Consider the following 22129-nt stretch of genomic DNA (forward strand, 5'->3'; position numbering starts at 1 on the left):
GGCGTTTACCCTGCTCTCATGAGGATTCTCGTCGTCGACAACTACGACAGCTTTGTGTTCAACCTGGTGCAGTACCTCGGCCAGCTCGGAACCGAAGCCGTGGTCTGGCGCAACGACGATCCACAACTGACGGCCGACCTCGAGGGTGCAGTAGCTCAGTTCGACGGCATTCTCCTGAGCCCGGGCCCCGGAACTCCGCAGCGCGCGGGAGCCACGATGGATCTGGTGAAGGTCTGCGCCGACACCAAGACCCCGCTGCTCGGCGTCTGCCTCGGCCATCAGGCGATCGGTGCGGCTTTCGGCGGAACCGTCGACCGCGCGCCCGAACTGCTTCACGGCAAGACGAGCCTGGTGCACCACAAGGACGTCGGTGTTCTGGCCGGACTGCCCGATCCGTTCACCGCTACCCGCTACCACTCGCTGACAGTTCTCGAGGACACCATTCCCGAGGAACTCGAGGTGACTGCCCACACCGAGAGCGGCGTTGTGATGGCGATGCGTCACCGCGAACTGCCGATTCACGGCGTCCAGTTCCACCCCGAATCCGTCCTCACCCAGGGTGGACACCGGATGCTCGCGAACTGGCTCGCAGTCTGCGGTGAGGCGCCCCCGGAAGGGCTCGTCGCAGCCCTCGAGGCCGAGGTGGCGTCGGCGCTCGGTGGAGCCCTGCCCGCAATTCTCTGACACCTGTCCACAAAAAGTGCCTCCCGGAAATCTCCGGGAGGCACTTTTTTCACTTTGCTAGCGGCCGGGGATTCCGAGCGCTCCGACGCTGACGGTGATGACCGCGTCCTTGGAGATCTCCGAGCCCGGAGGCTGCGTCTGCGAGGCTATCTTGCCCACCATTTCCGGGACGAGCGTCGTGGTCTGGTTCTGCACCAGCTGCGATGCGGTTCCCGCCCAGCCGGCGGCCCGAAGCGCGGTCAACGCCTCCGAAATAGTCTTGTTCGTGAGATCAGGCATCGAGACCTGGTTGCCGTTGGACACTCGCAGCGTCACGGTCGAACCCTTGGTGGCCGACGTCCCACCGGTCGGGTCGGTCGAAACAACCTGTCCCTTGGGCAGACCCGAATCGATCTCCGTGATCTGGACGACGAACCCGGCACCTTCGATGTTGGGCCTCGCCACCTCTTCACGCTGACCGGTGACATCCGGGACACGAACCTGCTCCGGACCGGTGCCGACGGTGATCGAGACTGCGGAATCGAGAACAACCGACACTCCGACGGCAGGATCCTGATTGACGATCTTGTCGACCTCGGCAATGGTCGACGCGGCCTTACCGATGGTCGGATCAAGTCGGAGTCCGACGGAGTTGAGCTTCTTCTCGGCGTCGTCCTGGCTCAGGCCGGTCAGGCGCGGGATCGCGACCTGCTCGGGGCCGGTGGACACGTCGATGGTGACGGTGCTGCCCTTCTCGATACGCACCCCGGCAACCGGACGCGTCGTGATGACGTTTCCGGCGGCGATCACCTTGTCCGTCTTCTGCTGACGCTCCACCTGGAATCCGGCGTTGGTCAGCGTCGCCTCGGCGACGTCGGCGGGCTGGTTGGTCAGGTCACCCGGAACGGTCACCATCTCGACCTTCGGCGAGTTCACCCGGATCAGGAAGAACGTCACCAGACCGATCACCAGAAGCGCCGCGATGCCCATCAGGGCGTAACGTCCGCCCTTCTTCTTGGCGGGCGGCTCGGCAGCGCGAGTTGTCCTCGCAGGAACCGGCTCGACCGGATCGGGAGCAGTGCGGTAGTTCCCGGTGTCGGAGCCGACGGCGCCGAGGATGGTGGTGCGGTCCTCGTCGTTCATCACCATCGGCGCACTCGGACGCTGACCGCCCAGGACGCGTACCAAGTCGCTGCGCATGTCGCCGGCGCTCTGGTAGCGGTTGGCCGGGTTCTTGCTCATCGCCTTGAGAATGATCGAATCCAGCTCGCGCGGAATGTCGGGATTGATCTCCGACGGCGTCTGCGGATCTTCACGAACGTGCTGGTACGCCACGGCGACCGGTGAATCACCCTTGAACGGCGGCTCGCCCGTCAGAATCTCGAACAGCACACAACCGAGCGAGTAGACGTCCGAACGCGCGTCAACCTGTTCACCGCGCGCCTGCTCCGGCGACAGGTACTGAGCGGTGCCGATCACGGCCGCCGTCTGCGTCATCGGGCTCGACGCGTCGGAAATGGCACGGGCGATACCGAAGTCCATCACCTTCACGGCGCCGGCGCGGTTGATCATGATGTTGGCGGGCTTGACGTCGCGGTGCACGATGCCGTTGCGGTGGCTGAAGTCCAAAGCGGCACAGACGTCCGCGATCACTTCCATCGCCTTGCGCGGAGTCATCGGCCCGGTGCTGCGCACGATGTCACGCAACGTGTCGCCGTCGACGTACTCCATGACGATGTACGGCAGCGGCCCGGCGTCGGTCTCGGCTTCACCGGTGTCGTAGACGGCAACGATTGCGGGATGGTTCAGCGCGGCAGCGTTCTGCGCCTCACGACGGAACCGCAAGTAGAACGTCGGGTCGCGCGCGAGGTCTGCACGCAGCACCTTGATCGCGACGTCGCGGCTGAGTCGGAGGTCGCGCGCCAGGTGAACCTCGGACATTCCGCCGAAGCCGAGAATCTCACCCAGCTCGTAGCGGGAGGAGAGATTGCGGGGTGTCGTCATTGGTCTTGTCCTAGCGGTTCTTCAGCGTCTCCGGGATCCGCCAACGGCTCAGTGGTCGTTGTGGTCGTCGTTGTCGTCGTGGTGGTGGTTGTGGTCGTCGGAGTGGTTGTTGTCGTGGTCGGCGTTGTTGTGGTGGTTGTGGGCTCGGTCGTGGTTGTCGTCGGCCGAGTCGTGGTGGTGGTCGGCTCGGTGGTGGTCGTCGTCGGCCGAGTCGTCGTCGTGGTGGGCTTGGTCGTCGTCGTGGTCGGCAATGTCGTGGACGTGACGACGGGCGGCGTCGGGTCGCTCGGACCGTCGGTCGCGATCCAGACTCCGCCGATGATCAACGCCAACAAGATCAATCCGCCGCCGGCCCATGCCACGGCCTTCTGCCCACTGGTCATTCCGCCGGCTGCCGCGTCGTCCGCAACAGCTGCGCCCGTCGCCGGGCCCGCGTACGTCGGCGGCATGACCTGCGTGGCACCCGTTGCCGGCAACGCGCTCGCGGCACCGGTAGCGAGCAGACCGGGCGGCGGTGGACGCCTCCCTGCCCGAACGGCTGCAACGGCGTCGGCGAATTCGCCACCACTGGCGTAACGGCCGGCCGGATCCTTGGTCAACGTGATGTCGATGAGCTCGCGGATGTTCGGCGGCAGGTCGGCCGGCATCGGCGCCGGGGTTTCCTGCACGTGCTTCATCGCGACGGTCAGCGCGCCGTCACCGGTGAACGGGCGTCGACCCGAAAGTGCTTCGTATCCGACGATTCCCAGCGAGTACACGTCACTCGCCGCGGTCGCGTCCTGACCGAGAGCCTGCTCGGGCGCGATGTACTGGGCAGTGCCCATCACCATTCCCGTGCGCGTGACAGGTGAGTTCTCGACGGCCTTGGCGATGCCGAAGTCCGTGATCTTCACCTGGCCCGTCGGCGTGATGAGGATGTTGCCCGGCTTCACGTCGCGGTGCACGACACCGGCGTCGTGCGCGACCTGCAGAGCGCGGCCGGTCTGCTCGAGCATGTCGAGGGCATGCGGAACCGCGAGGCGGCCGACGCGTGCCAGGACAGCGTTGAGCGGCTCGCCGTTGACGAGTTCCATCACCAGGTACGCCGTGGAATCGCCCGAGCTGTCACGGGTCTCGCCGTAGTCGTAGATTCCGGCGATACCGGGATGGTTGAGCTGTGCGGTGGTGCGGGCCTCGAAGCGGAAGCGCTCCAAGAACTCCGGATCGGAAGAGAACTCGGACTTGAGTACCTTGACGGCGACGCGACGGTTGAGCCGGGAGTCCGTGGCTTCCCACACCTGACCCATCCCACCGGTGGCGATGAGACGGATCAATCGGTAACGATCGGCGATCAAAGCGCCGTTGTTCAACGCCACGGTTCAGCCCCCTTGGATTCCGGCTGCGATGACTGCACGACCGATCGGCGCAGCAACCGAGCCACCGGTAGCGGCGAGTCCGCGGTCACCACCGTTCTCGACGATGACGGCCACAGCGACCGTCGGATTCTGCGCCGGTGCAAAAGCGATGTACCACGCGTGCGGCGGGGTTTCGCGCGGGTTCACGCCGTGCTCCGCGGTACCGGTCTTGGACGCGATCTGAACGCCGGGAATCTTGCCGTCGCCGCCGGTGAAGTTCTCCGAGCCGATCATCAGATCGGTCAGCGTTGCCGCCACTGCCGGCGAGATCGCCTGACCCATCGACACCGGTGACGGCGTACTGAGATCGGTCAGATCGGGTGCCTGCAACTGGGAGATCAGGTTGGGCTGCATCCGCACACCACCGTTTGCGACGGTCGCGGCGATCACCGCATTTTCGAGCGGGGTCACCGCAACGTCACGCTGGCCGATGCTGGTCTGGCCGAGGGCAGCGTCGTCGGAGATGTCGCCGACGGTGCTGTCTGCGACCGGCAGCGGGATCGCGGGAGTGTTGGGTCCGATGCCGAAGGCGCTGGCCTCGTCCTTGATGGCGTCAGCGCCGTCCTTGATGCCCAGTTCGACGAAGGCCGTGTTGCACGAGCGCGCAAACGCTTCACGCAACGACGCCGTCGGGTTGGGGCCGCAGGTGCTGCCGTTGTAGTTCTCGAGGGTCGTGCTGGTGCCGGGCAGCGTGATCTGCGGCGCCGCGGTCAGCTGGTCTTCCGGGGTCGCGCCGTTGCCCAGAGCTGCGGCCGTGGTGAGCACCTTGAACGTCGAGCCGGGAGGGTAGGTCTGCGAGATCGCGCGATTGACCAGCGGATCGTTGGGGTCGGCGTTGAGCTCGTCCCACGCCTGTGTGGTTTCGGCGCCGTCGTGGCTGGCGAGCAGATTCGGGTCGTAGCTCGGGGTGCTGACCATCGTCAGGATGCGTCCGGTGCTCGGCTCGATGGCGACGACGGAACCGGTGTAGCCCTTGCTGGTCAGCTGGTCGTACGCCACCTGTTGCATCGCCGGATTGAGCGTCGTGACGACGTTGCCACCGCGCGGATCGCGTCCGGAGACCAAGTCGAAGAAGCGCTGGCTGAACAGCCGGTTGTCCGAGCCGTTGAGAATCGGATCCTCGGTGCGCTCGAGGCCGGCGCTGCCGTACTGCATCGAGTAGAAGCCCGTGACCGGTGCGTACGGGTACGGATTCGGATACTGGCGCAGGTACTTGTACCGGTCGTCGGTGGCCTGGGAGGCCGCCAGTACCTGTCCGGCCGCCGAGATCTGACCTCGCTGGCGTGAGTACTCGTCGAGCAGCACCCGTGAGTTGCGCGGGTCGGCTCGCAGGTCGTCAGCTTTGATGACCTGTACGTACGTGGCGTTGGCGAGGAGCGCGACGACCATCACCATGACGGCCATCGCGACGCGGCGCAGTGGAGTGTTCATACGCGCGGCATCATCTCGGTATTGGCGTCAGCGATTGGGGGCGGGCCTTTCTTCTTCGTCACTACCGGCGCACGAGCCGCGTCCGAGATCCGGACGAGGATGGCCAGCAGTAGGTAGTTCGCGAGCAGCGACGAGCCGCCGTACGACATGAACGGTGTTGTCAGACCCGTCAGCGGGATCAGCTTGGTGACGCCGCCGACGACGACAAAAATCTGGATCGCGATCGTGAACGACAGACCCGCAGCGAGCAGTTTGCCGAAGCTGTCGCGCACTGCCAATGCCGTACGCAGGCCGCGCACGATGAGAAGCAGGAACAGCATCAGCACAGCCGCCAGGCCGATCAGGCCGAGCTCTTCGCCGATGGTCGCGATGATGAAGTCCGTCTTCGCGAACGGGACCTGGTTGGGCCGGCCACTGCCCAGACCTGTTCCGGCGATACCACCGGTGGCCAGGCCGAACAGCGATTGCGAGATCTGATAACCGGTGTTGGCGTAGTCGCCGAGCGGATCGAGCCAGGTGTCGACGCGCACGCGCACGTGACCGAACATCTTGTAGGCGAAGAAGAATCCGATGGCGAGCAGTCCGCCGCCGATCACCAGCCAGCCCACACGTTCGGTCGCGATGTAGAGCATCACCAGCACGGTGCTGAAGAGCAGCAACGACGTACCGAGGTCGGTTTCGAAGACGAGCACGCCCACCGAGACGATCCAGGCGAGCAGGATCGGGCCGAGGTCGCGGGCACGCGGAAAGTCCATGCCCAGGAAGTGTTTACCGGCCGAGGTGAACAGGTCGCGCTTGGCGACGAGCACTGACGCGAAGAAGATGATGAGCAGGATCTTCGCGAACTCACCTGGCTGAATGCTGAATCCGGGCAGGCGAATCCAGATCTTCGCGCCGTTCACGCTCGAGAACTTCGCCGGCAGAATCGCGGGAATCGCCAGGAACACCAGGCCTGCGAGGCCGAGCGTGTAGCTGAACCGCGCCATCAGGCGGTAGTCCTTCAAGAACACGAGCAGCAGCACAAAACCGGTGATCGCCAGTGCAGTCCACATGACCTGCTGGTTCGCATCCGGTGACGGTGCCTCGACGCCGTTGTAGAGCGCTGTCTGTTCGTCGGCGAGGTCGAGTCGGTGGATGAGCACCAACCCCAGGCCGTTGAGCAGGGCGACGATCGGCAGCAGCAGCGGATCGGCGTACGGCGCATACCGCCGAATTGCCAAGTGCGCGATCAGGAACAAGCCCGTATACGCAAGCGCGTACTTGGCCAGGTCGAGAGTGATCTTCTGTTCCTGGCTCGCCTCGACGAGCAGAAGCGAGACCGTCGTGATGATGACGGCAAAGCCGAGGAGCAGCAGCTCCATGTTTCGACGGGTCGACTGGACCGGCGCCGGGGCAAAACCTCCGGGCGGACTCGGAAAAGCCGTCCCCGCAGCTGCGTTGGACGACATCAGTTGACCGTCCTGCAAGTCTGACCGGGAACTTCGGTCGGCGTAGGCGTACTCGTGGGTGCTGCCGTCGTCGGCGCAGCAGGCTCGCCGGGCGGTGCGGGGGGCGGCGTGGTCTCCGGTGCCGGCGGGGGAGTGGGCGCGGCCGTCGTCGTCGGAACCGGCTCACAACGAGGCAGCAGATCGCCGCCGATGAGACGGATCATCTGGCTCTGCGCATCTTCACGCTTGCCGGACGGCAGCCCGGCGCGCACCTGCTCCTGCGCCGACGGCTGCAGATCGGTGACCTCGAGGATGTTGCAGTTGCTGGGAATCGCGTCGGGGGAGACGAGGGTCAGGACGTCGTCGTCGCCGACGCAACCCACCAGATCCGCGTCTTGCAGCGAGTAGCCGAGCACCGAACCGGGGATTCCGCGCAGCACCGTCACGCGGCCGTTGTCTTCGCCGACGTAGTAGTTGTTGCGGATGACGGCGCGGCCGATCACGGCGCCGACGCCGACCAGTGCGATCAGCACCACGGCGAGGACCACCCACCACAACCGGTTCCGCTTCTTCTTCGGTTCCGGTTCGGGTTGGGAGACAACTCGCTTGGGCGTCGCGCGCGGCGGGCGCATGGCAGCGGCGCGGCCGGCAGCGGTGTTGGGAGGAGGGGAGTCCTCTTCCTCTTCCGTCGACGCCGCACCCGCGACGATGGGATGCGACTGGCCGTAATCGAGGTCGATGACATCTGCGACGACGACGGTGACGTTGTCGGGACCGCCGCTGCGCAGCGCCAATTCGATGAGACGGTCGGCGCACTGCTCCTGCGAGCCCTCGCGCATCGTGTTCTCGATGGTCTCGTCGCTGACCACGTCGGAGAGGCCGTCGGAGCAGAGCAGGTAACGATCGCCGGCGCGGGCTTCGCGCACGGTGAGCGTCGGCTCGATCTCGTTGCCGGTCAACGCCCGCATGATCAGGGATCGCTGCGGGTGCGTGTGTGCCTGTTCGGCGGTGATCCTGCCCTCGTCGACCAGCGACTGCACGAACGTGTCGTCGCGGGTGATCTGCGTCAGATGGTCGTCGCGCAGCAGGTAGGCGCGCGAGTCGCCGATGTGCACGAGACCGAGCTTGCTGCCGGAAAAGAGGATCGCGGTGAGCGTGGTGCCCATACCGTCGAGTTCGGGTTCTTCCTCGACGTGATCGGCGATGGAATCGTTGCCCTCGCGGGTGGCTGCCTCGAGCTTGCCGAGCAGATCCTCGCCGGGCTCGTCGTCGTCGAGATGCGCCAGAGCGGCAATCATCAACTGTGACGCGACCTCACCGGCCGCGTGCCCGCCCATACCGTCGGCCAAGGCCAGCAGACGGGCACCGGCGTACACGGAATCTTCGTTGTTGGAGCGCACGAGACCGCGGTCGCTGCGCGCCGCGTAGCGGAGAACAAGGGTCACGGGCGTAGCTCGATTACCGTCTTGCCGACGCGAACCGGAGTGCCCAGCGGCACGCGCACCGCAGTTGTGACCTTGGCGCGGTCCAGATAGGTGCCGTTGGTCGAACCGAGATCCTCGACGTACCAGTCGGCGCCGCGCTGCGAGAGCCGCGCATGGCGCGTCGACGCGTAATCGTCGGTGAGAACGAGCGTCGAATCATCGGCGCGGCCGATCATGACCGGCTGAGAACCCAGGGTGATGCGGGTACCGGCGAGGGCGCCCTGCGTGACCACCAGGTACCGAGGCACCTTCGCCTTGCCCAGCGAGGGCAGGACCTTTCCGGCGCGGGTGTACCGCGGCGGAACCCTGACCCCGGAGCCGGCATAGATGTCGGAGCGGAGAGTGCGGAGGACTGCCCAGACGAACAGCCACAGTAGGAGCAGGAAGCCCGCCCGTGTGAGTTGCAGAATCAGGCCCTGCACGGCTGTCCACCTCCTTCTATGGCTCGAGCCCCGCCGCAGCGGGGTTCGAGCATTGTCGACTGGCAGCATCATAGGGGGCTCTGGGCCCCGAAGATCACGATACTGACAGCCGCGTGACGGCGGCGCGCCGACGGACCGCCGAATGTTCGATTGTTATCGGAAAAATCCTGGCGTCCGTTTCTCAGCTCAGAGAATGCGAACCAGAATCTCCGAGTGACCTGCACGAATGATGTCGCCGTCTGCCAGCTGCCAGTCCTGGACCGGTGCGCCGTTGACGGTGGTGCCGTTCGTGGATCCCAAATCGGACAGCATCGCGGTGCGGCCGTCCCAACGGATGTCGATGTGGCGACGTGAGACGCCGGTGTCCGGGAGGCGGAACTGAGCTTCCTGGCCGCGGCCGATGACATTGCTGCCGTCGCGAAGCTGGAAGTGGCGTCCGCTGCCGTCCTCGAGCTGCAGGGTTGCCGTCAGGCTCTGGGCCGTCGGTGCGTAACCGCCTTGCGGCTGGGCATAGCCCTGCTGCGGGTAGGCCTGCGTCTGCTCGAAGTTGCCGCCCTGCTCGTAGCCGGCCTGCTCGTACGGCTGCTGTGTGTACGCCTGCTGGTCGTAGCCGCCCTGCTGGTAGCTCTGCTGGTCGTAGCCCGGCTGATCGTAGGACTGGCCGTTGTACGGCTGCTGCTGGTAGCCCTGCTGGTCGTAACCGCCCTGCTGGTAGCCCTGCTGGTCGTACCCACCCTGGTACGCCTGCTGGCCGTAGCCCTGCTGGTCGTAAGGCTGCTGCTGGTAACCCTGCTGGTCGTAGCCGCCGCCCTGCTGGTCATAACCCTGCTGGTCGTAACCGGCTTGCTCGTACGGCTGCTGCTGGTTCGGGTACGCCTGCTGGTCGTAGCCACCCTGCTGCTGGTTGTAGCCCTGCTGGTCGTCGCCCGTGCGGTAACCGTCGCCGCGGTCGTAACCGTTCTGGTACGGCGCTTCCTGGCCCTGCGGAGCGGCATAACCGCCGTCGTCGTGGGAGTACCCGTTCCGTGCCGGCTGCTGCGGTTCGGGCTGGCGACCCGCCGGTTCGCGGCTTGGTTCGTAGCCTGAGTTCTGCGTCATGGGGCCGGCTCCTGGTTGTGACGGGACTGGATTGGAAACAGGGGGAACAATCGGTGCGGGTCGCTGAGGCGGCCGTTGTGGCGGCCGCGACGAAACCTGCGGAACATGCGACGGCGGCGATGCCTGCTCGGCGTCACCATCCGGGTCGACGGTTCCGCGGGTGCGGAACTGACCGGTGTGGAGCGTAGGCGAAGGCTCGAAAGTGACCGAGATGTCGCCGTACGTCTGCCAACCCTGATCGCGGATGAAATCCTGCAGGTGTCGGCTGAAAGCTTTGGTCGTCAGTTCGCGATCAGCTGCCAACTCTTCGTGATCGGAGTTGTTGATGGTGATCACATAGTTGTTGGGGGCGAGAAGGATTCCGCCGCCGAGGTGCTCGACGCGGTCACGTGCCTCCTGCTGGAGCGCCGCCTCTACTTCCTGCGGCACAACACCACCACCGAAGACCCGCGCGAATGCGTCGCCGACAGCTCCTTGGAGCTTTCGTTCGAAACGCTGCACGATGCCCATCGGGCCCTCCTCTCGCCTCGCATCTACGACGGCAAAATGCTCGGCAAGTAGCGCCGGCACCGCCTTGTCGCGTGTCGTCCAAACTGCTGTACAGGTTCCACGGTACTGTCAAATGTCGCTTCGGCAGTACCTGGCCGCTGTTTCAGCATGGTATCGGTTCTGGGCTTTTGGGTGCTCGGTGTTCATCGATTCGTGCCCTGATCTGCACGAATAGAACTTTCAAAGTTTGTCGTGATAATGTTTCGGCGTTGCTCGGGCGAGTGGCGGAATGGCAGACGCGCTGGCTTCAGGTGCCAGTGTCCTTAGGGACGTGGGGGTTCAAGTCCCCCTTCGCCCACCACAAGACGAGGCTACAAACTCTAGCGAGTTTGTAGCCTCGTTTTTGTTGTCGGCTAACTGGCCGCAGCCTCAATGAAGCTCAGAACGAAGTCCAATGCGGTGCCCGCAAACGGGTCGCCGACTGGTTGAGGGGTCTCGGCGGGCGCAGTGATCTGAGGGTTCATCATCCCTGGCGGCAGTGTGCCGGGCGGGAGATTAATGATGGCGTTGATGTCGTAGATGGTGTTGTCGGGACCGTTGGTCACCGAGAACGAGATACTGCCGAAGTCGACGACCGGACTATCGGCTGATGCAGTACCAACTGCACTGCCGAAGGTGATCGCGGCAGCGAGCGCGCCGACACCGAGGGCCGCGGTGGTCCGGGACAAACGAGTAGGCGTTTCGGGTCTATTCACAGATGTGCTCCCTTTCGTGGTGACAGCATCCCTGCACGGGACGCCAAGCAGCCAGGAGATTGCAACCACTATCGAGGAAGATAACGGACATTCACCCCATGGTGGGGTGGTTCGGCACCGGTTGCTTGGACAACGGATCTGAGTCGATTCTCAAGTCGAGCGAGGACTGCGCGCGAGTTTTCGCGTGAACGAAGGCCCTTTAATAGGTAGCCTAGATTTTTCGTGAATGAACCATCAGTTTTGGACACGGGGCCAGGAATATCTTCGTTCTGGTGGCCAGAATCTTCTCCCGTGTTTCAAATATGTTCGTTTATGAACCATCCGATAGAGAGTTCGGAAATGATTGCTGCGTCAAAATCGAGCTACAGGGAGTCAACGATGTCCTTGACTTTTTCTCCATCACTCGATGAGAGTCCTTCGTTGATCTGCACGAAGATCAACGCATTTTCCGAACCGTAGCGGTGTGGTCCGGCCAGAAAAGCGGCATCGGCATAGCTTTTTACTGTTTTGTGGTACAAGTCGGCATTGTCGAAGATCATGACGGTTCCGCCTTCGCCCGGCACCGAGGGGAGATCGAAATCGTAGGCACCGGTTGCTGCCACTGCGAGCCCCGTGGTGCTTCCTGGTACGCAGTTCTTGCCGATGCCGGCGTCTTCGATTTGTGAACACACACTTGCTGGCGTCGTAGCTCCAGAGGAGGCGGATGTAGCTTCAGCGGAGGTAGTCGTAATTTCATCGGAGGAAGCCGCAGCACCATCGGAGGAATCGGACGAACAACCCGATACGACGAGAAGCGCGGCAGTAGCAGAGACAGCGGCAAAGATCTTCAACGAGTTCATAGGTCTCTTCTTCAGATCGCCAATTATGGCGGTGTTAATGAGAACTTCACTTAAGCAGATAAGTCCGACAGGTTTCAGCCGACGCACCGAACAACGGGTGCGATCGAACGTTCGCGCGCAGATTTGAAAGACTCATCCCATCCGACGCCGAGTTCGGTGCATTTCTCTGGATCCTCCACAGCTGATACTCGAACGGGTCGACCTTCCCGTGAATCGGACCTTCGATAACATCCAAATAGTTCACCCGCACTTGCACATGGCAAGTGCGGCGTGCCCCGTAGGTCAGGCCCTTCCTCAGTCTGTGGACCGGCGGCCGATAACCGTCCCTTATGTCAGGTCCTACGTCTGGACGTTGCACCAGCACCATGTGGTGTCGAGTCAGTCACCGACGGCGAAGTCAATAAATTCGATGTAGCCCATCCGCTGTTGGTTCCAAACTTGCACTGGTTCATCGGGGCGTGCTCGGAAGTCAACATGAGTGAGAACCAGTTCGTTCTTGGCGCGTGAGGTGGCGACGAAGAATTCAGATATCGCCGCGGTCGGGTCACCCCAGAAGAGTTGCCTCTCGACTCCAAGGACCACGACTTTGTCGAACTCGAGCCCCTTGCACTTGTGGATGGTCAGGATCCGCACTGCGTCCAGATCAGACAGTCGCTTGAGTGCCTCGACGGGGTCCCCGTCGGCGGCCAGTTCCTGCCCGAACGCCTCGACCGCTTCATTGAGGACATCGTTGAGCCGTGTCCCCTGTTGGTAGGCCGAGGAGAGCGCAACAAGAACCGGCTTGGAGATGAATTGCAGGAACTTGTGGATGAGCGCGGCCCATGCGGTCAGGCTGCCGGAGGCGAAGTCCGCATTACGTGCTGTGCTTCGTGCTTCGCGCAGGAGTCTCTTGAATTCACTGTCGAAGCGCAGTGCCGCTTCCTCAGTGATGCTGGTGCGGCCGGCTACCCGCATGAGTTCGGTGTATGCCTGCGGCTGCCGGTCGTCGGCCACCACACGGATGAAGTTGAAAACCAGGTCTGCCGCCGGTTCGGCACTGAGATCCTGACGATTTTGCTCATTCCGGCAGGGGATGCCGCGCGTTCGCAGCTCTGCAATGAGTGGCTTTGCAATCAGGCCGGCCTGTTGCCGGACCAGGATGGCGATCTCTTTCGGCGGCACACCATCTGACAACCATTGCTCAACCAGACCTGCGATCGTGCGAGCTTCCTCAATATCAGTCGCGCAATGCAAGACACGGATTGTTCCTTTGTCACCGACAAGGTCTTCGTCAGGGCTGACGGCGGCCGGGTCCATCTGCGCAATCATGCGGTTCTGCATGCGGCGTAGCCGCGGCGCTGATCTGAAGTTCTGGTAGAGAGGAAGAGGGATCGCATCGAAGTCGTCAGCGAAGGTTTGCAGGATCCCGTCAAGTGCCCCTGCCCACGCCATAATGCGCTGTTTCACGTCCCCCACTGCAGTCACGAACGCACCGGATTCACCGAACGCGTCTACGACGAGCTGGTACTGATCACTGGTCGCGTCCTGAAACTCGTCGAGGAAAACGTGGCTGTAGGTTTGGCGCAGCGCGCCCCGCGCATGCACATTGGTGTCCAAGATCTTTCGTGCGAGCGGGACCAAGTCACGAAAGGTGATCTGCTCACCATGGATTCGAGTGTCAGGATCGATCCGATAATCCGGGCCTAGCGCGTCTTGGCCAATCAGTGCGTGCCGATAGTTGTCGATGAGTCGCTTCGCAAACGCGTGGAAGGTGAAGCTGTCGAATCGGACAGCGAACTGCCCGCCTGAACGGAGACGGACACGATCTTGGAGATTGCGGGCGGCGTCAACCTTGAACGAGATCGCTAGGACCCGACGGGGATACGGGCATGCGCCTGTACGTAACAGAAAGTCGGCGCGCTGGGCAAGTAGCTCCGTCTTGCCCGAGCCGGGACCTGCGGCGACGACGACGTTCTGGTCCGTTGTGGTGGCGGCTGTGAATGCGTTGGGCTCGAGAACCAGGCCATCTACCGGCCGCCAGATCTCTGTGTGATTCATTCGGGGAGCTCGTCGAGCGTCGCTCGCACACGCCCAACCAGCCGTTCCAGCACATCGGGCAAGTCCTCCAGCAATTGCTCGTCGCTGAGCTTCGCCAGGGCCGCCAAGTGCATGGCGGGCTTGCTCTTCAGATCAAACTTCGCGTGATAGTCGTCGAACAACGTCAACGCCTCTTTGCCTAGTCGATCTTCGTTGATATGGCTTTTGCCCAGTACAGCCACGACAGTCGTGACGTCAGGCTCGACGCGCTCCACCTTGTAGGCCTCTGGGTACGCCTGGAGCATCATCAGATCAAGATCAACGGGCCCTGAGAAGAAGACGCCCTCTCCCTCCAGAGCTTCGATAGGTCCGTGACCGTCTTTGAAGAGCGGGTCGATGAGAGTCGGAAAGTCCTGGTCTGCGTCCCACTTCGGAAGATCGGTGATCTTCCGAACCGCGAACTTGCCAGGTCGGATGGTGTTGACTTGCTTCAGTGCGTTGCGAATGCGCCCCCACCCACCAGAATGACGTCCAGAGTCGAGATCGAGCAGGGTGACAAACGGGATCTCGAGTTCGGCCAACAGTCGCCAGAAGTGGTTGACATGACGTCCGCCGAGCGGAACGACCGACACCGAGGCGTCGTCTTCCGTGATCCCCGCCGCTGCCAGCACTCGGGGTAAGACCACTTGTTCGCTGTCGCCTTCGCCGAGCACCACGAGTCGGGAGAAGTACAGCTCTGGGTACGCCTCAATGGCCTCGCGAACGTACTTGGCCGCCGTTTCGTCGTTCTCAGGTAGCACGATCCGATGGATCGTCGTCTCCCGCTGACCGTTCAGTCGCAAAAAGCGGATCGTTTCTGGGTTTACTCGTCGGAGAACAGTCGGAGCATGGGTCGCGATCAGTGCTTGAACGTCTCCCTGATCGCTAGCATTGCGAAGCTGGCGGATGATGCGGCCGAGGTACTGCGGAGCGAGGCTGTTCTCTGGCTCTTCGAGAGCAACGACCGTATGGACCGGGGGACGCAGTCGGTTCGGGTCGAGAGAGGCCTCGTCCCCTCTAAGCACTCGCCTGGCCAGGGACTGCCATGCCAGGACGAGTGAGATGTAGAGCAGCGACTTCTGGCCATCGCTCAAACGCTCGAACGACAAGGGCTCCCCGTGTGGTGATGGCGAGAAGGTGACCGTGAGCTGCCGAAGAACCCCGTCAAGATCTCCTCGCCCGAAAGCGATCGACGGGTCGTTGAAGAACACTCCGCGATGCAGGCCGCTCCACTCGCCCGCGAGCTGGACACCAACGCTCTTCACGGCGCTATTGCCGACCATCGCCTCGGTGATCCGAGTGGACAGATCCCTCAGGGTCTCGCGTTCCGGCGTCCAGTCGGCGGCCCGAAGTGTGCGCCCTAGAAGCGAAGACGCTGTGTATGCGATGTGATCAGCCGGGTCACGACGTGCTGGCAGATAGTGCACCTCGATGTTCCCGCGGTCGTAGCGGGACATGTCGGCACGATCAGTCGGCTCACCCGCTTCATCGACTTGAAGGATGTACTCGATCTTCTCGTCGATTTCCCCGTCTGCAGCCAGCACAGCGGTAAGTCGCACCCGGATGCGAGGTACCCGATCGACCGAGTCGATCGCCATGTGAGCGAAGTTCGGCGGAACAGATGCATGCTGCCCGTCGGTGCCGGCCTCAGGGAACTCGACATCGACCTCGATCCACAGCGTCGGCCCTTCGCTATGTACTTCACCGGCACTACGGCCGACAGGGACATGAAAGTCCTCCACGTGGATCTTCCGTTGGGTCGACAGCGGGCTGAACAGTCGCGACAGCCCCTCGAGAACAGCTGTCTTGCCCGAACCGTTTGGCCCAAGGACGTACGTCATGTCGTTGAGGGGTATCGACGTTGGTCCGGGACCAAAGGACTGGAAGTTACTCAACCGGACAGTAACTATCTGCACGTGCCCTCCACTGTCTCTGCATCCTCACGTTGAGCTTCTGGCCAGGCTGACAGCGCAATCCGCATTTACCGAAGATTGCCGTGTAGTCGTCACGCGATTGTGTCAGAACAGTTTTCAGCGGAGTCGGCTGTATGGTCAGGCGACGCTGGTTGGCAGGGCACGAGCTTTGACGCCGCGGAGGATGTCGACGATGACATCGACGTCGGCGTCAGGGAAGAAGTGGTCGGGGCCGGTTGGGGCGTGGTCGGTGTAGGGCGACTCGAAGAGCCGCTCGGGCTCCATGACGCCGTTGGCGGTGAGTTCGTCAACGACCAGGGAGATGAATCGCACCTGGTCGACCGTGTACTTAGTGTCGTCGAGGTAGTCCGCGAAGGCTTCGGTTGCGGCGGCATGGTCGAGGCCCACGAGCGAGCGGATGAACAGCCCGAGCCCTCCATTCTGTTCGGACGCCCAGGCGATGTCGATGCGTTGTCCGCCAGCCGCCGCGAGCATGTCCTCAAGGGAGGTGAGGTCGTCCTGCGTGAGTTGTTTGTTGCGGCGCAGACGCTGGAGAGCGATGTGGTCCTCGTGCTCCTCGAGGTACGCGGCGACCTTGGCGCGGAAGCGTTCGAAGTTTGTCCCTGGTGTCACGCCGGGCAGGTAGATCTCGGTGGCTTCCACGAAAGTGTCTTCGAAGTCGGTATAGACGGGATTGCGTTTCGTCTTCTCCACGAAGCGCACCAACCCACGGATCCGCAACCGCGCGAGCTCCAACATCGGCAGAGTGACGTCGACCCACCACTCGTCACCTGCAACGGATTCGAGCAACACCGCCTGCTCGGCCACCGACGGGATTGCGGTCTTCGACAGAAGGGCGGAGGCGACGGCCTGCAGGGTCTCCCGGATCTGTTCTGCGGTGACCGCATCGCCCTGCAACTGGGCGAGCTGCCTGCGCAGGATAAGCAGGTCAAAGCGCTTGGCCTCTTCATCTGAGTCCTTGGCCGCGGTTGGTAGCCCGGCGAGGCTCAGCACAACCTCCGTGGTCTCCGGGTTCAGCGTGTCCCATGCCTCACGCACGGCAAAGCGCTCGACCGCCTTGCGGTGGGGCCGGACGAGAACGTTGTCGAGGCTCATCCCGGCGACGAACTCGTGCAACGCATCCGAGGTCGAGACGCGAAGGGCGGACTCGGCTCCGGCTTTACCGAGCGCGGTGACCAGGCCGAGCCGGGATTCGAAGATGCGTTGCGACAGCGCCTTCTGGGTTGAGCCTTCCGAGCCCGGCAGATCCTGGTTGAAGAACTCGAGGTTGCCGCAGAAGTCGAAGACGAAGAAGTCCTTCTTGTCCTGCCCCGGCCCGAACAGGTCCGGGCAGAGTCGGGTGCCTCGACCGATCATCTGCCAGAACTTCGACTTTGACCGGACCATCTTGAAGAACACGAGGTTGACAACCTCGGGCACGTCGATGCCGGTGTCGAGCATATCGACGCTGATCGCAATGTGTGGCGCCTTGTCCTTGATAGAGAAGTCGTCGATGAGACTCTGCGCATACGGGGTGTTGTGGGTGATTATCCGTGCGAAGTGGCCGGCGTACTCGGGCCAGCCGAGGTCGAACCGCTTCTGGATGAACTCGGCGTGGGCCTGATTCTTGGCGAAGACGATCGTCTTGCCGAGTCGGTCCCCACCTGCGACCTTGTAGCCCTGGGTCATCAGGTTGGCGAGCACCTTGTCGACGGTGTCCTCGTTGAACAGGAACCGGTTGATCCCCTCGGCGCCGACTTCTGTCGGTGGCCCGTCGTCACCCCATTCGAGAGCGTCCCACTGGTCCTTCTCTTCCTCGGTCAGACCGTCGTATCGGATGCCTTGGCGGAGGAACTTTGTGCCGACCGCAATCCCCTTGGGTGGCACCAGGTATTCGTCGGCGACCGCTTCATCGAGGCTGTACGCATCGGTGGGGACGCCGTCCTCAAGGTGGAACAGGCGGTAGGTGTTGTGGTCAATCTCGTCCTTCGGGGTGGCGGTTAACCCGACGAGCATGGCGTCGAAGTAGTCGAAGATCGCGCCGTACTTGGCGTACACGGATCGGTGGGCCTCGTCGATCACGATCAGGTCGAAGTAGCCCGGCCCGAACCTACGTCCCGACTCGTCGACCTCGTTGATCAGGTTCATCATCGTCGGGTATGTCGATACGTAGACCCGCCCGTCCGTCACCTTTTCGGTCACCAGGTTCACCGTCGTCGCTGCCGGAAGGTGCGCCTTGAATGCGTTCGTGGCCTGGTTGACCAAGGCCGTGCGGTCGGCGAGGAACAGCACTCGCTTGACCCAGTTGGCCTTCATCAACTGGTCCGCCAGCGCGATGACGGTGCGGGTCTTGCCCGACCCTGTGGCCATAACCAACAGTGCCTCGCGTTGCTTGCGGTCGAACACGTCGCCGATGGCCTTGATCGCCCGCACCTGGTAGGGCCGTCCGGCCACCTCTGCGTTCACCGGCGCCGACGAGAGCAGCAAACGGGTGTTGCGGCGTTGAAGCATCAGCTCCAACTCGGGGCGGGTGTAGAAACCCTGCACCTCGCGCGGCGGATAGCCGGCCGCGTCGTCCCAGATCCAATGCTGGTAGCCGTTGGTGTAGAAGATCGTAGGACGCCTGCCGAACTGCTTCTCCAGGCAGTCGGCGTACAGTTTGGCCTGCTGCTGGCCGACGGCTGCACTCTTGGTGGTGCGCTTGGCCTCTACCACGGCGAGCGGCAGGCCGTCGGCGCCCCACAGCACGTAGTCGATATACCCCTTGCCGTCGGCGTTCGGCATACCGGCGACCTCGTATTCACGGTCGCGGTCATCGGTGAGCGGCCAGCCTGCCTCGTGGAGGAGCACGTCGATGAACAGGTCGCGAGTTTGCGCCTCGGAGTAGTCGTGATCGTCGCTCTTTACGTTGGCGGCTTGGGCGGCCTTGATCTGTTCGCGCAGCTTCGCGATTTCGGCCTCGTGCGCGGCGAGCAGACCGTCCTTCTCAGCCAGATCCTTCGCGTGTGCCTCGTCCTGTGTCTTGAACTTCGCCGCCAGCTGCGCCACTTCGTGGCGCGCGAGCGGGGCCGCCTTTGCCGCCAACGCCGGGTCGAACGGTGCCTGCGTCGGCACCGCCTGCGGGCTCGTCGAGTAGCGGAACGCCGCCCACACCACCACGTGATGCAGCTCCCTCAATGCATGCACCGCAGCGTGATTCGGGATCGGCTTGGTGTCGTGGACGGCGGTGTTGCCGAGCTTGCGAAGCAGATTCAGCTTCTGGTTAATTCCATTACCGGTCTGCGCCTTGAACTCGGGGAAGTTGACACGAGCAGCGAGGTCATCCTTGTACGGCGTAGGAAGATCGAATACATCAAAAAGATGCGAAACTAGCACCTCCACGGCGCGGCGGCTGTAGAAGCACGCCGAACGCGGATCCGACGAGAGGTAGGACTCTGCCCGGGCGCAGTCATGGTGGATGGCGGGCCACTCAGCCCGGATGAAATCGAAGTTACCCATGTCAGAGCTCACCTCGAAACGCGCGGGATTGGAGAGAGTCGAACATCTCGTCATCAGCCATGCAAGCCCTGGCGACTGCCTCACTTTGGGCATTCACGTGCTCGATGCGGGAGGCAAACTTAAGCTGGCAATTCAACGGCGGCAGGAACAAGGTCACGGTCGATAGGGACTGCTGGTTCACCTTGTACGTCCCGTTGGTCGTATGCGCTACGGACTCGATCTGGCGGCGCACCCCCGACTGTTTCCACGCCACGTTAAGGAATGGCATTGCGACCTTGCTACGGTCGACCCGCCCGGCGATCACCGTGTCTGGGAACACAAGGTCAGGGCGGTCCTCTGGCGAGAAGGCTCCCGCACCGACGAGCGCCTTGTTGCCGTTACCGCGACACATCAAGAAATCCAGCGCTGTTACACGCTTCTCGTCCGGGGGGTTGATAGCGAAGGCTCCAGGCTTCACCGCCGCCGGGTTGAACTTTCCCCGGGTGACTGCAGAAAGTGTCAGCACCTCCGCCGGGTACTCACCGGCCGTTGCTGGAGATAGGCCGTTTCGCATCTTGGGCATCAACTCGCCGGCCGTCACCGCCGGGAAAGACTCTGCTCCGAACATGTCGTGAAAGATCGACTGGGTCAGGGTATCGAGGTGGGCCAGGATCTGGCGGCGCTTGGCGCGAAGGAAGTCAGCCTGGTCGAGGATCGCGGCGATGCGGCGCTGCTCGTCTGGATGTGGGAGCGGGATTCTGACTTCCTCAAGGACCCTGGAATCAAGCTTCTTGGTCCCGTGGGCAGCCGTGCTTACCTGAGCCAGAATCGTGGCGTGCTGAGCCCTGAGCATGGCGACGAGGAACGAAGGCTCGATTTCCCGGCGGGGTAGAAGAGCTTTCATGTCCTGGTTGATCGCCGCATCCACGTCGAGGATCGCGATCGGAACCGTGTGCGCGAGGATCATTCCGCGCACGACCATAGCGACGGTTCCTGCTGGAAGCTTGCGTAAAGAGGTCGAACTAAACACCGCGTCGGAAATGTGATCGATGGAGTCTGTCAATCGCCGATGCTTCATGTCCTTGGCACTGAACCAAGGAACATCGCCGTCCCAGAACTCCGCTTTACCCTTCGAGGGGGTCCCACCGCTGTAGAAGTCGACAACCTCTCCAAGTGCCACGCTGGTCACGAGAGCACTGCCTTCAGTTCAGTCAGGCCCTTGGAGATCTCGTCCTGGAGCTGTTCGATGTCGGCGATGATTTCGAGCGGGGGGCGATGCTCGATCTCGTCGTACTCGGACTCTTTGTAGCAGTTGAGAGAGAGGTCGTATCCCTGAGTGACGATGTCAGCCTTAGGCACACAGAACGACTGCTCGGTGCGGTTGCGGCCGCGTTCGGTTGTCGCCCGCGCAAACCATCGAGTGAGTGCGTCGGGCAGGTCGTTCGACTCGATGGGGTTGCGCTTATCGTCGAGTGAAAACCCGTCGGCACGGACGTCGTAGAACCAGACGTCGTCGGTGCCGCCAGAGTTGGTCTTCGTGAAGAACAGGATCGCAGTCGAGACACCGGAATATGGGCGGAATACACCGGGTGGAAGCTTCACCACCGCGTCGAGCTTCTGGTCCTCGACGAGCATCTTGCGCAGGTCTTTGTGCGCCTTCGATGAGCCGAAGAGCACGCCATCGGGCACGATAACCGCAGCCCGACCACCGGGCTTGAGAAGCTTGAGGAAAAGAGCGAGGAATAGCAGCTCGGTCTTCTTGGTTTTCACCACCCGCTGTAGGTCCTTGGCGGTGGACTCGTAATCGAGCGACCCAGCGAAGGGCGGGTTGGCGAGGATGAGTGTGTACTTCTCCGCGTCCGTGGCAGCGCCTTCCGACAGCGATTCGCGATAGCGGATATCGGGTGACTCGATGCCATGCAGCAGCATGTTCATGCTGCCGATGCGCAGCATGGTGGGGTCGAAGTCGTAGCCATGGAACATCGAGTGATGGAAGTGTGCTCGCTGGGTGGCGTCCGTCAGCGCGGACTGATGCTTTTCCCGCACGTACTCTGAAGCAGCGACGAGGAAGCCTGCTGTGCCGCAGGCGGGGTCACAGATTTCGTCGATGGGAGTGGGTGCGGTCAGCGCTACCATCAGTTGGATGATGTGGCGTGGCGTGCGGAACTGGCCGTTGGTTCCGGCGGTCGCGATCTTGCTGAGCATGTACTCATAGAGGTCGCCATTGGTGTCCCGGTCGGCCATCGGGAGGTCGTCGAGCATGTCGACGACCTTGCTCAGCAGCGCCGGCGTCGGGATAGTAAAGCGGGCGTCCTTCATATGGACGGAGTAGGTGGAGTCATCACCGCCTACCTGATCGCCGTACTTCTGGAGGAACGGGAAGACCTCTGCGTCGAGGACCTTGAACATCACGTCAGGGTCGTTGTTCTTGAACCTGCTCCACCTCAGATGCTCCTGGCCGGGCAGGAACTTCGGGTCCTCGATAGCAACGCCGGTGACACGGGCCTTCTTCTCAGCAAGAGTCTGCAGGTCGTCGAGTCTGCGGAGGAAGAGCAAGTAGGTGATCTGCTCGATGATCGCGAGTGGGTTGGAGAGGCCTCCAGACCAGAACGAGTCCCATACACGGTCGATCTTGCTCTTCAGCTCTCCGGTGATCACGGCCGTCAGCCTAGTAATGA

General features: G+C 62.7%; 15 protein-coding genes and 1 tRNA gene. 2 read left to right on the top strand and 14 right to left on the bottom strand.

Features of this window, described 5'->3' with window-relative positions:
* Nucleotides 1-18: 18 nt before the first annotated feature.
* Entirely contained in the window at nt 19-684 is a 666-nt protein-coding gene (locus tag ACFWEM_RS19775) for an aminodeoxychorismate/anthranilate synthase component II (RefSeq protein WP_003942537.1), read from the top strand.
* A gap of 57 nt (nt 685-741) precedes the next feature.
* On the opposite strand, the gene pknB is transcribed toward ACFWEM_RS19775, so the two are convergent.
* The 7 genes from pknB to ACFWEM_RS19810 form a co-directional block, all read right to left on the bottom strand.
* Nucleotides 742-2667 (bottom strand): Stk1 family PASTA domain-containing Ser/Thr kinase, encoded by a 1926-nt coding sequence (gene pknB, locus ACFWEM_RS19780; protein ID WP_378536233.1) that lies wholly within the window; start codon nt 2665-2667, stop codon nt 742-744.
* The gene (locus ACFWEM_RS19785; RefSeq protein ID WP_378536235.1) at nt 2664-4022 is read right to left on the bottom strand and encodes a protein kinase; all 1359 of its coding nucleotides are present in this window, start codon (nt 4020-4022) and stop codon (nt 2664-2666) included. The genes pknB and ACFWEM_RS19785 overlap by 4 nt, the downstream gene beginning before the upstream one ends.
* 3 nt (nt 4023-4025) lie before the next feature.
* Nucleotides 4026-5492, bottom strand: a complete 1467-nt coding sequence (locus ACFWEM_RS19790; protein ID WP_378536237.1) for a peptidoglycan D,D-transpeptidase FtsI family protein — start codon at nt 5490-5492, stop codon at nt 4026-4028.
* Nucleotides 5489-6940 (bottom strand): FtsW/RodA/SpoVE family cell cycle protein, encoded by a 1452-nt coding sequence (locus ACFWEM_RS19795; RefSeq protein WP_007735775.1) that lies wholly within the window; start codon nt 6938-6940, stop codon nt 5489-5491. The genes ACFWEM_RS19790 and ACFWEM_RS19795 overlap by 4 nt, the downstream gene beginning before the upstream one ends.
* Nucleotides 6940-8364 (bottom strand): protein phosphatase 2C domain-containing protein, encoded by a 1425-nt coding sequence (locus tag ACFWEM_RS19800; RefSeq protein ID WP_378536239.1) that lies wholly within the window; start codon nt 8362-8364, stop codon nt 6940-6942. The genes ACFWEM_RS19795 and ACFWEM_RS19800 overlap by 1 nt, the downstream gene beginning before the upstream one ends.
* Nucleotides 8361-8825 carry an FHA domain-containing protein gene (locus tag ACFWEM_RS19805; RefSeq protein ID WP_003943418.1) on the bottom strand — a complete coding sequence of 155 codons (465 nt, stop codon included), beginning with the start codon at nt 8823-8825 and terminating at the stop codon, nt 8361-8363. Before ACFWEM_RS19805 ends, ACFWEM_RS19800 begins: the two co-directional genes overlap by 4 nt.
* A 186-nt stretch (nt 8826-9011) precedes the next feature.
* Nucleotides 9012-10433 (bottom strand): FhaA domain-containing protein, encoded by a 1422-nt coding sequence (locus tag ACFWEM_RS19810; protein WP_378536241.1) that lies wholly within the window; start codon nt 10431-10433, stop codon nt 9012-9014.
* A gap of 254 nt (nt 10434-10687) precedes the next feature.
* On the opposite strand from ACFWEM_RS19810, the gene ACFWEM_RS19815 reads away from it, so the two are divergent.
* Nucleotides 10688-10773 (top strand) — tRNA-Leu (locus tag ACFWEM_RS19815).
* A gap of 52 nt (nt 10774-10825) precedes the next feature.
* Here the strand turns inward: ACFWEM_RS19815 and ACFWEM_RS19820 are convergent.
* The 7 genes from ACFWEM_RS19820 to ACFWEM_RS19850 form a co-directional block, all read right to left on the bottom strand.
* A complete protein-coding gene (locus ACFWEM_RS19820) occupies nt 10826-11167 on the bottom strand; it encodes a hypothetical protein (protein ID WP_378536243.1) in 342 nt (113 codons plus the stop codon).
* A 362-nt stretch (nt 11168-11529) separates the two neighbouring features.
* On the bottom strand, nt 11530-12006 hold the full coding sequence (locus tag ACFWEM_RS19825) for a hypothetical protein (RefSeq protein ID WP_290283649.1): 477 nt from the start codon (nt 12004-12006) through the stop codon (nt 11530-11532).
* Between the two features lie 378 nt (nt 12007-12384).
* Nucleotides 12385-14043 carry a UvrD-helicase domain-containing protein gene (locus tag ACFWEM_RS19830; protein WP_378536246.1) on the bottom strand — a complete coding sequence of 553 codons (1659 nt, stop codon included), beginning with the start codon at nt 14041-14043 and terminating at the stop codon, nt 12385-12387.
* Nucleotides 14040-15902, bottom strand: a complete 1863-nt coding sequence (locus tag ACFWEM_RS19835) for an ATP-dependent endonuclease (RefSeq protein ID WP_378536248.1) — start codon at nt 15900-15902, stop codon at nt 14040-14042. Before ACFWEM_RS19835 ends, ACFWEM_RS19830 begins: the two co-directional genes overlap by 4 nt.
* 210 nt (nt 15903-16112) lie before the next feature.
* Entirely contained in the window at nt 16113-19472 is a 3360-nt protein-coding gene (locus ACFWEM_RS19840) for a DEAD/DEAH box helicase family protein (RefSeq protein WP_378536250.1), read from the bottom strand.
* A gap of 1 nt (nt 19473) precedes the next feature.
* The gene (locus tag ACFWEM_RS19845) at nt 19474-20640 is read right to left on the bottom strand and encodes a restriction endonuclease subunit S (protein WP_378536252.1); all 1167 of its coding nucleotides are present in this window, start codon (nt 20638-20640) and stop codon (nt 19474-19476) included.
* Nucleotides 20637-22109, bottom strand: coding sequence for an N-6 DNA methylase (locus ACFWEM_RS19850; RefSeq protein ID WP_378536254.1), 1473 nt, complete (start codon nt 22107-22109; stop codon nt 20637-20639). Before ACFWEM_RS19850 ends, ACFWEM_RS19845 begins: the two co-directional genes overlap by 4 nt.
* Nucleotides 22110-22129 lie beyond the last annotated feature (20 nt).

Source organism: Rhodococcus sp. NPDC060176 (genome assembly GCF_042728675.1).
GTDB lineage: Bacteria > Actinomycetota > Actinomycetes > Mycobacteriales > Mycobacteriaceae > Rhodococcus_F.

Excerpts from the sequence above, each read along its gene's own strand:
- ACFWEM_RS19825 (WP_290283649.1), bottom strand. The coding sequence starts at position 12,006 with ATGAACTCGTTGAAGATCTTTGCCGCTGTCTCTGCTACTGCCGCGCTT.
- ACFWEM_RS19810 (WP_378536241.1), bottom strand. The coding sequence starts at position 10,433 with ATGGGCATCGTGCAGCGTTTCGAACGAAAGCTCCAAGGAGCTGTCGGC.
- pknB (WP_378536233.1), bottom strand. The coding sequence starts at position 2,667 with ATGACGACACCCCGCAATCTCTCCTCCCGCTACGAGCTGGGTGAGATT.
- ACFWEM_RS19775 (WP_003942537.1), top strand. The coding sequence starts at position 19 with ATGAGGATTCTCGTCGTCGACAACTACGACAGCTTTGTGTTCAACCTG.
- ACFWEM_RS19790 (WP_378536237.1), bottom strand. The coding sequence starts at position 5,492 with ATGAACACTCCACTGCGCCGCGTCGCGATGGCCGTCATGGTGATGGTC.
- ACFWEM_RS19830 (WP_378536246.1), bottom strand. The coding sequence starts at position 14,043 with ATGAATCACACAGAGATCTGGCGGCCGGTAGATGGCCTGGTTCTCGAG.
- ACFWEM_RS19795 (WP_007735775.1), bottom strand. The coding sequence starts at position 6,940 with ATGTCGTCCAACGCAGCTGCGGGGACGGCTTTTCCGAGTCCGCCCGGA.
- ACFWEM_RS19840 (WP_378536250.1), bottom strand. The coding sequence starts at position 19,472 with ATGGGTAACTTCGATTTCATCCGGGCTGAGTGGCCCGCCATCCACCAT.
- ACFWEM_RS19835 (WP_378536248.1), bottom strand. The coding sequence starts at position 15,902 with ATGACGTACGTCCTTGGGCCAAACGGTTCGGGCAAGACAGCTGTTCTC.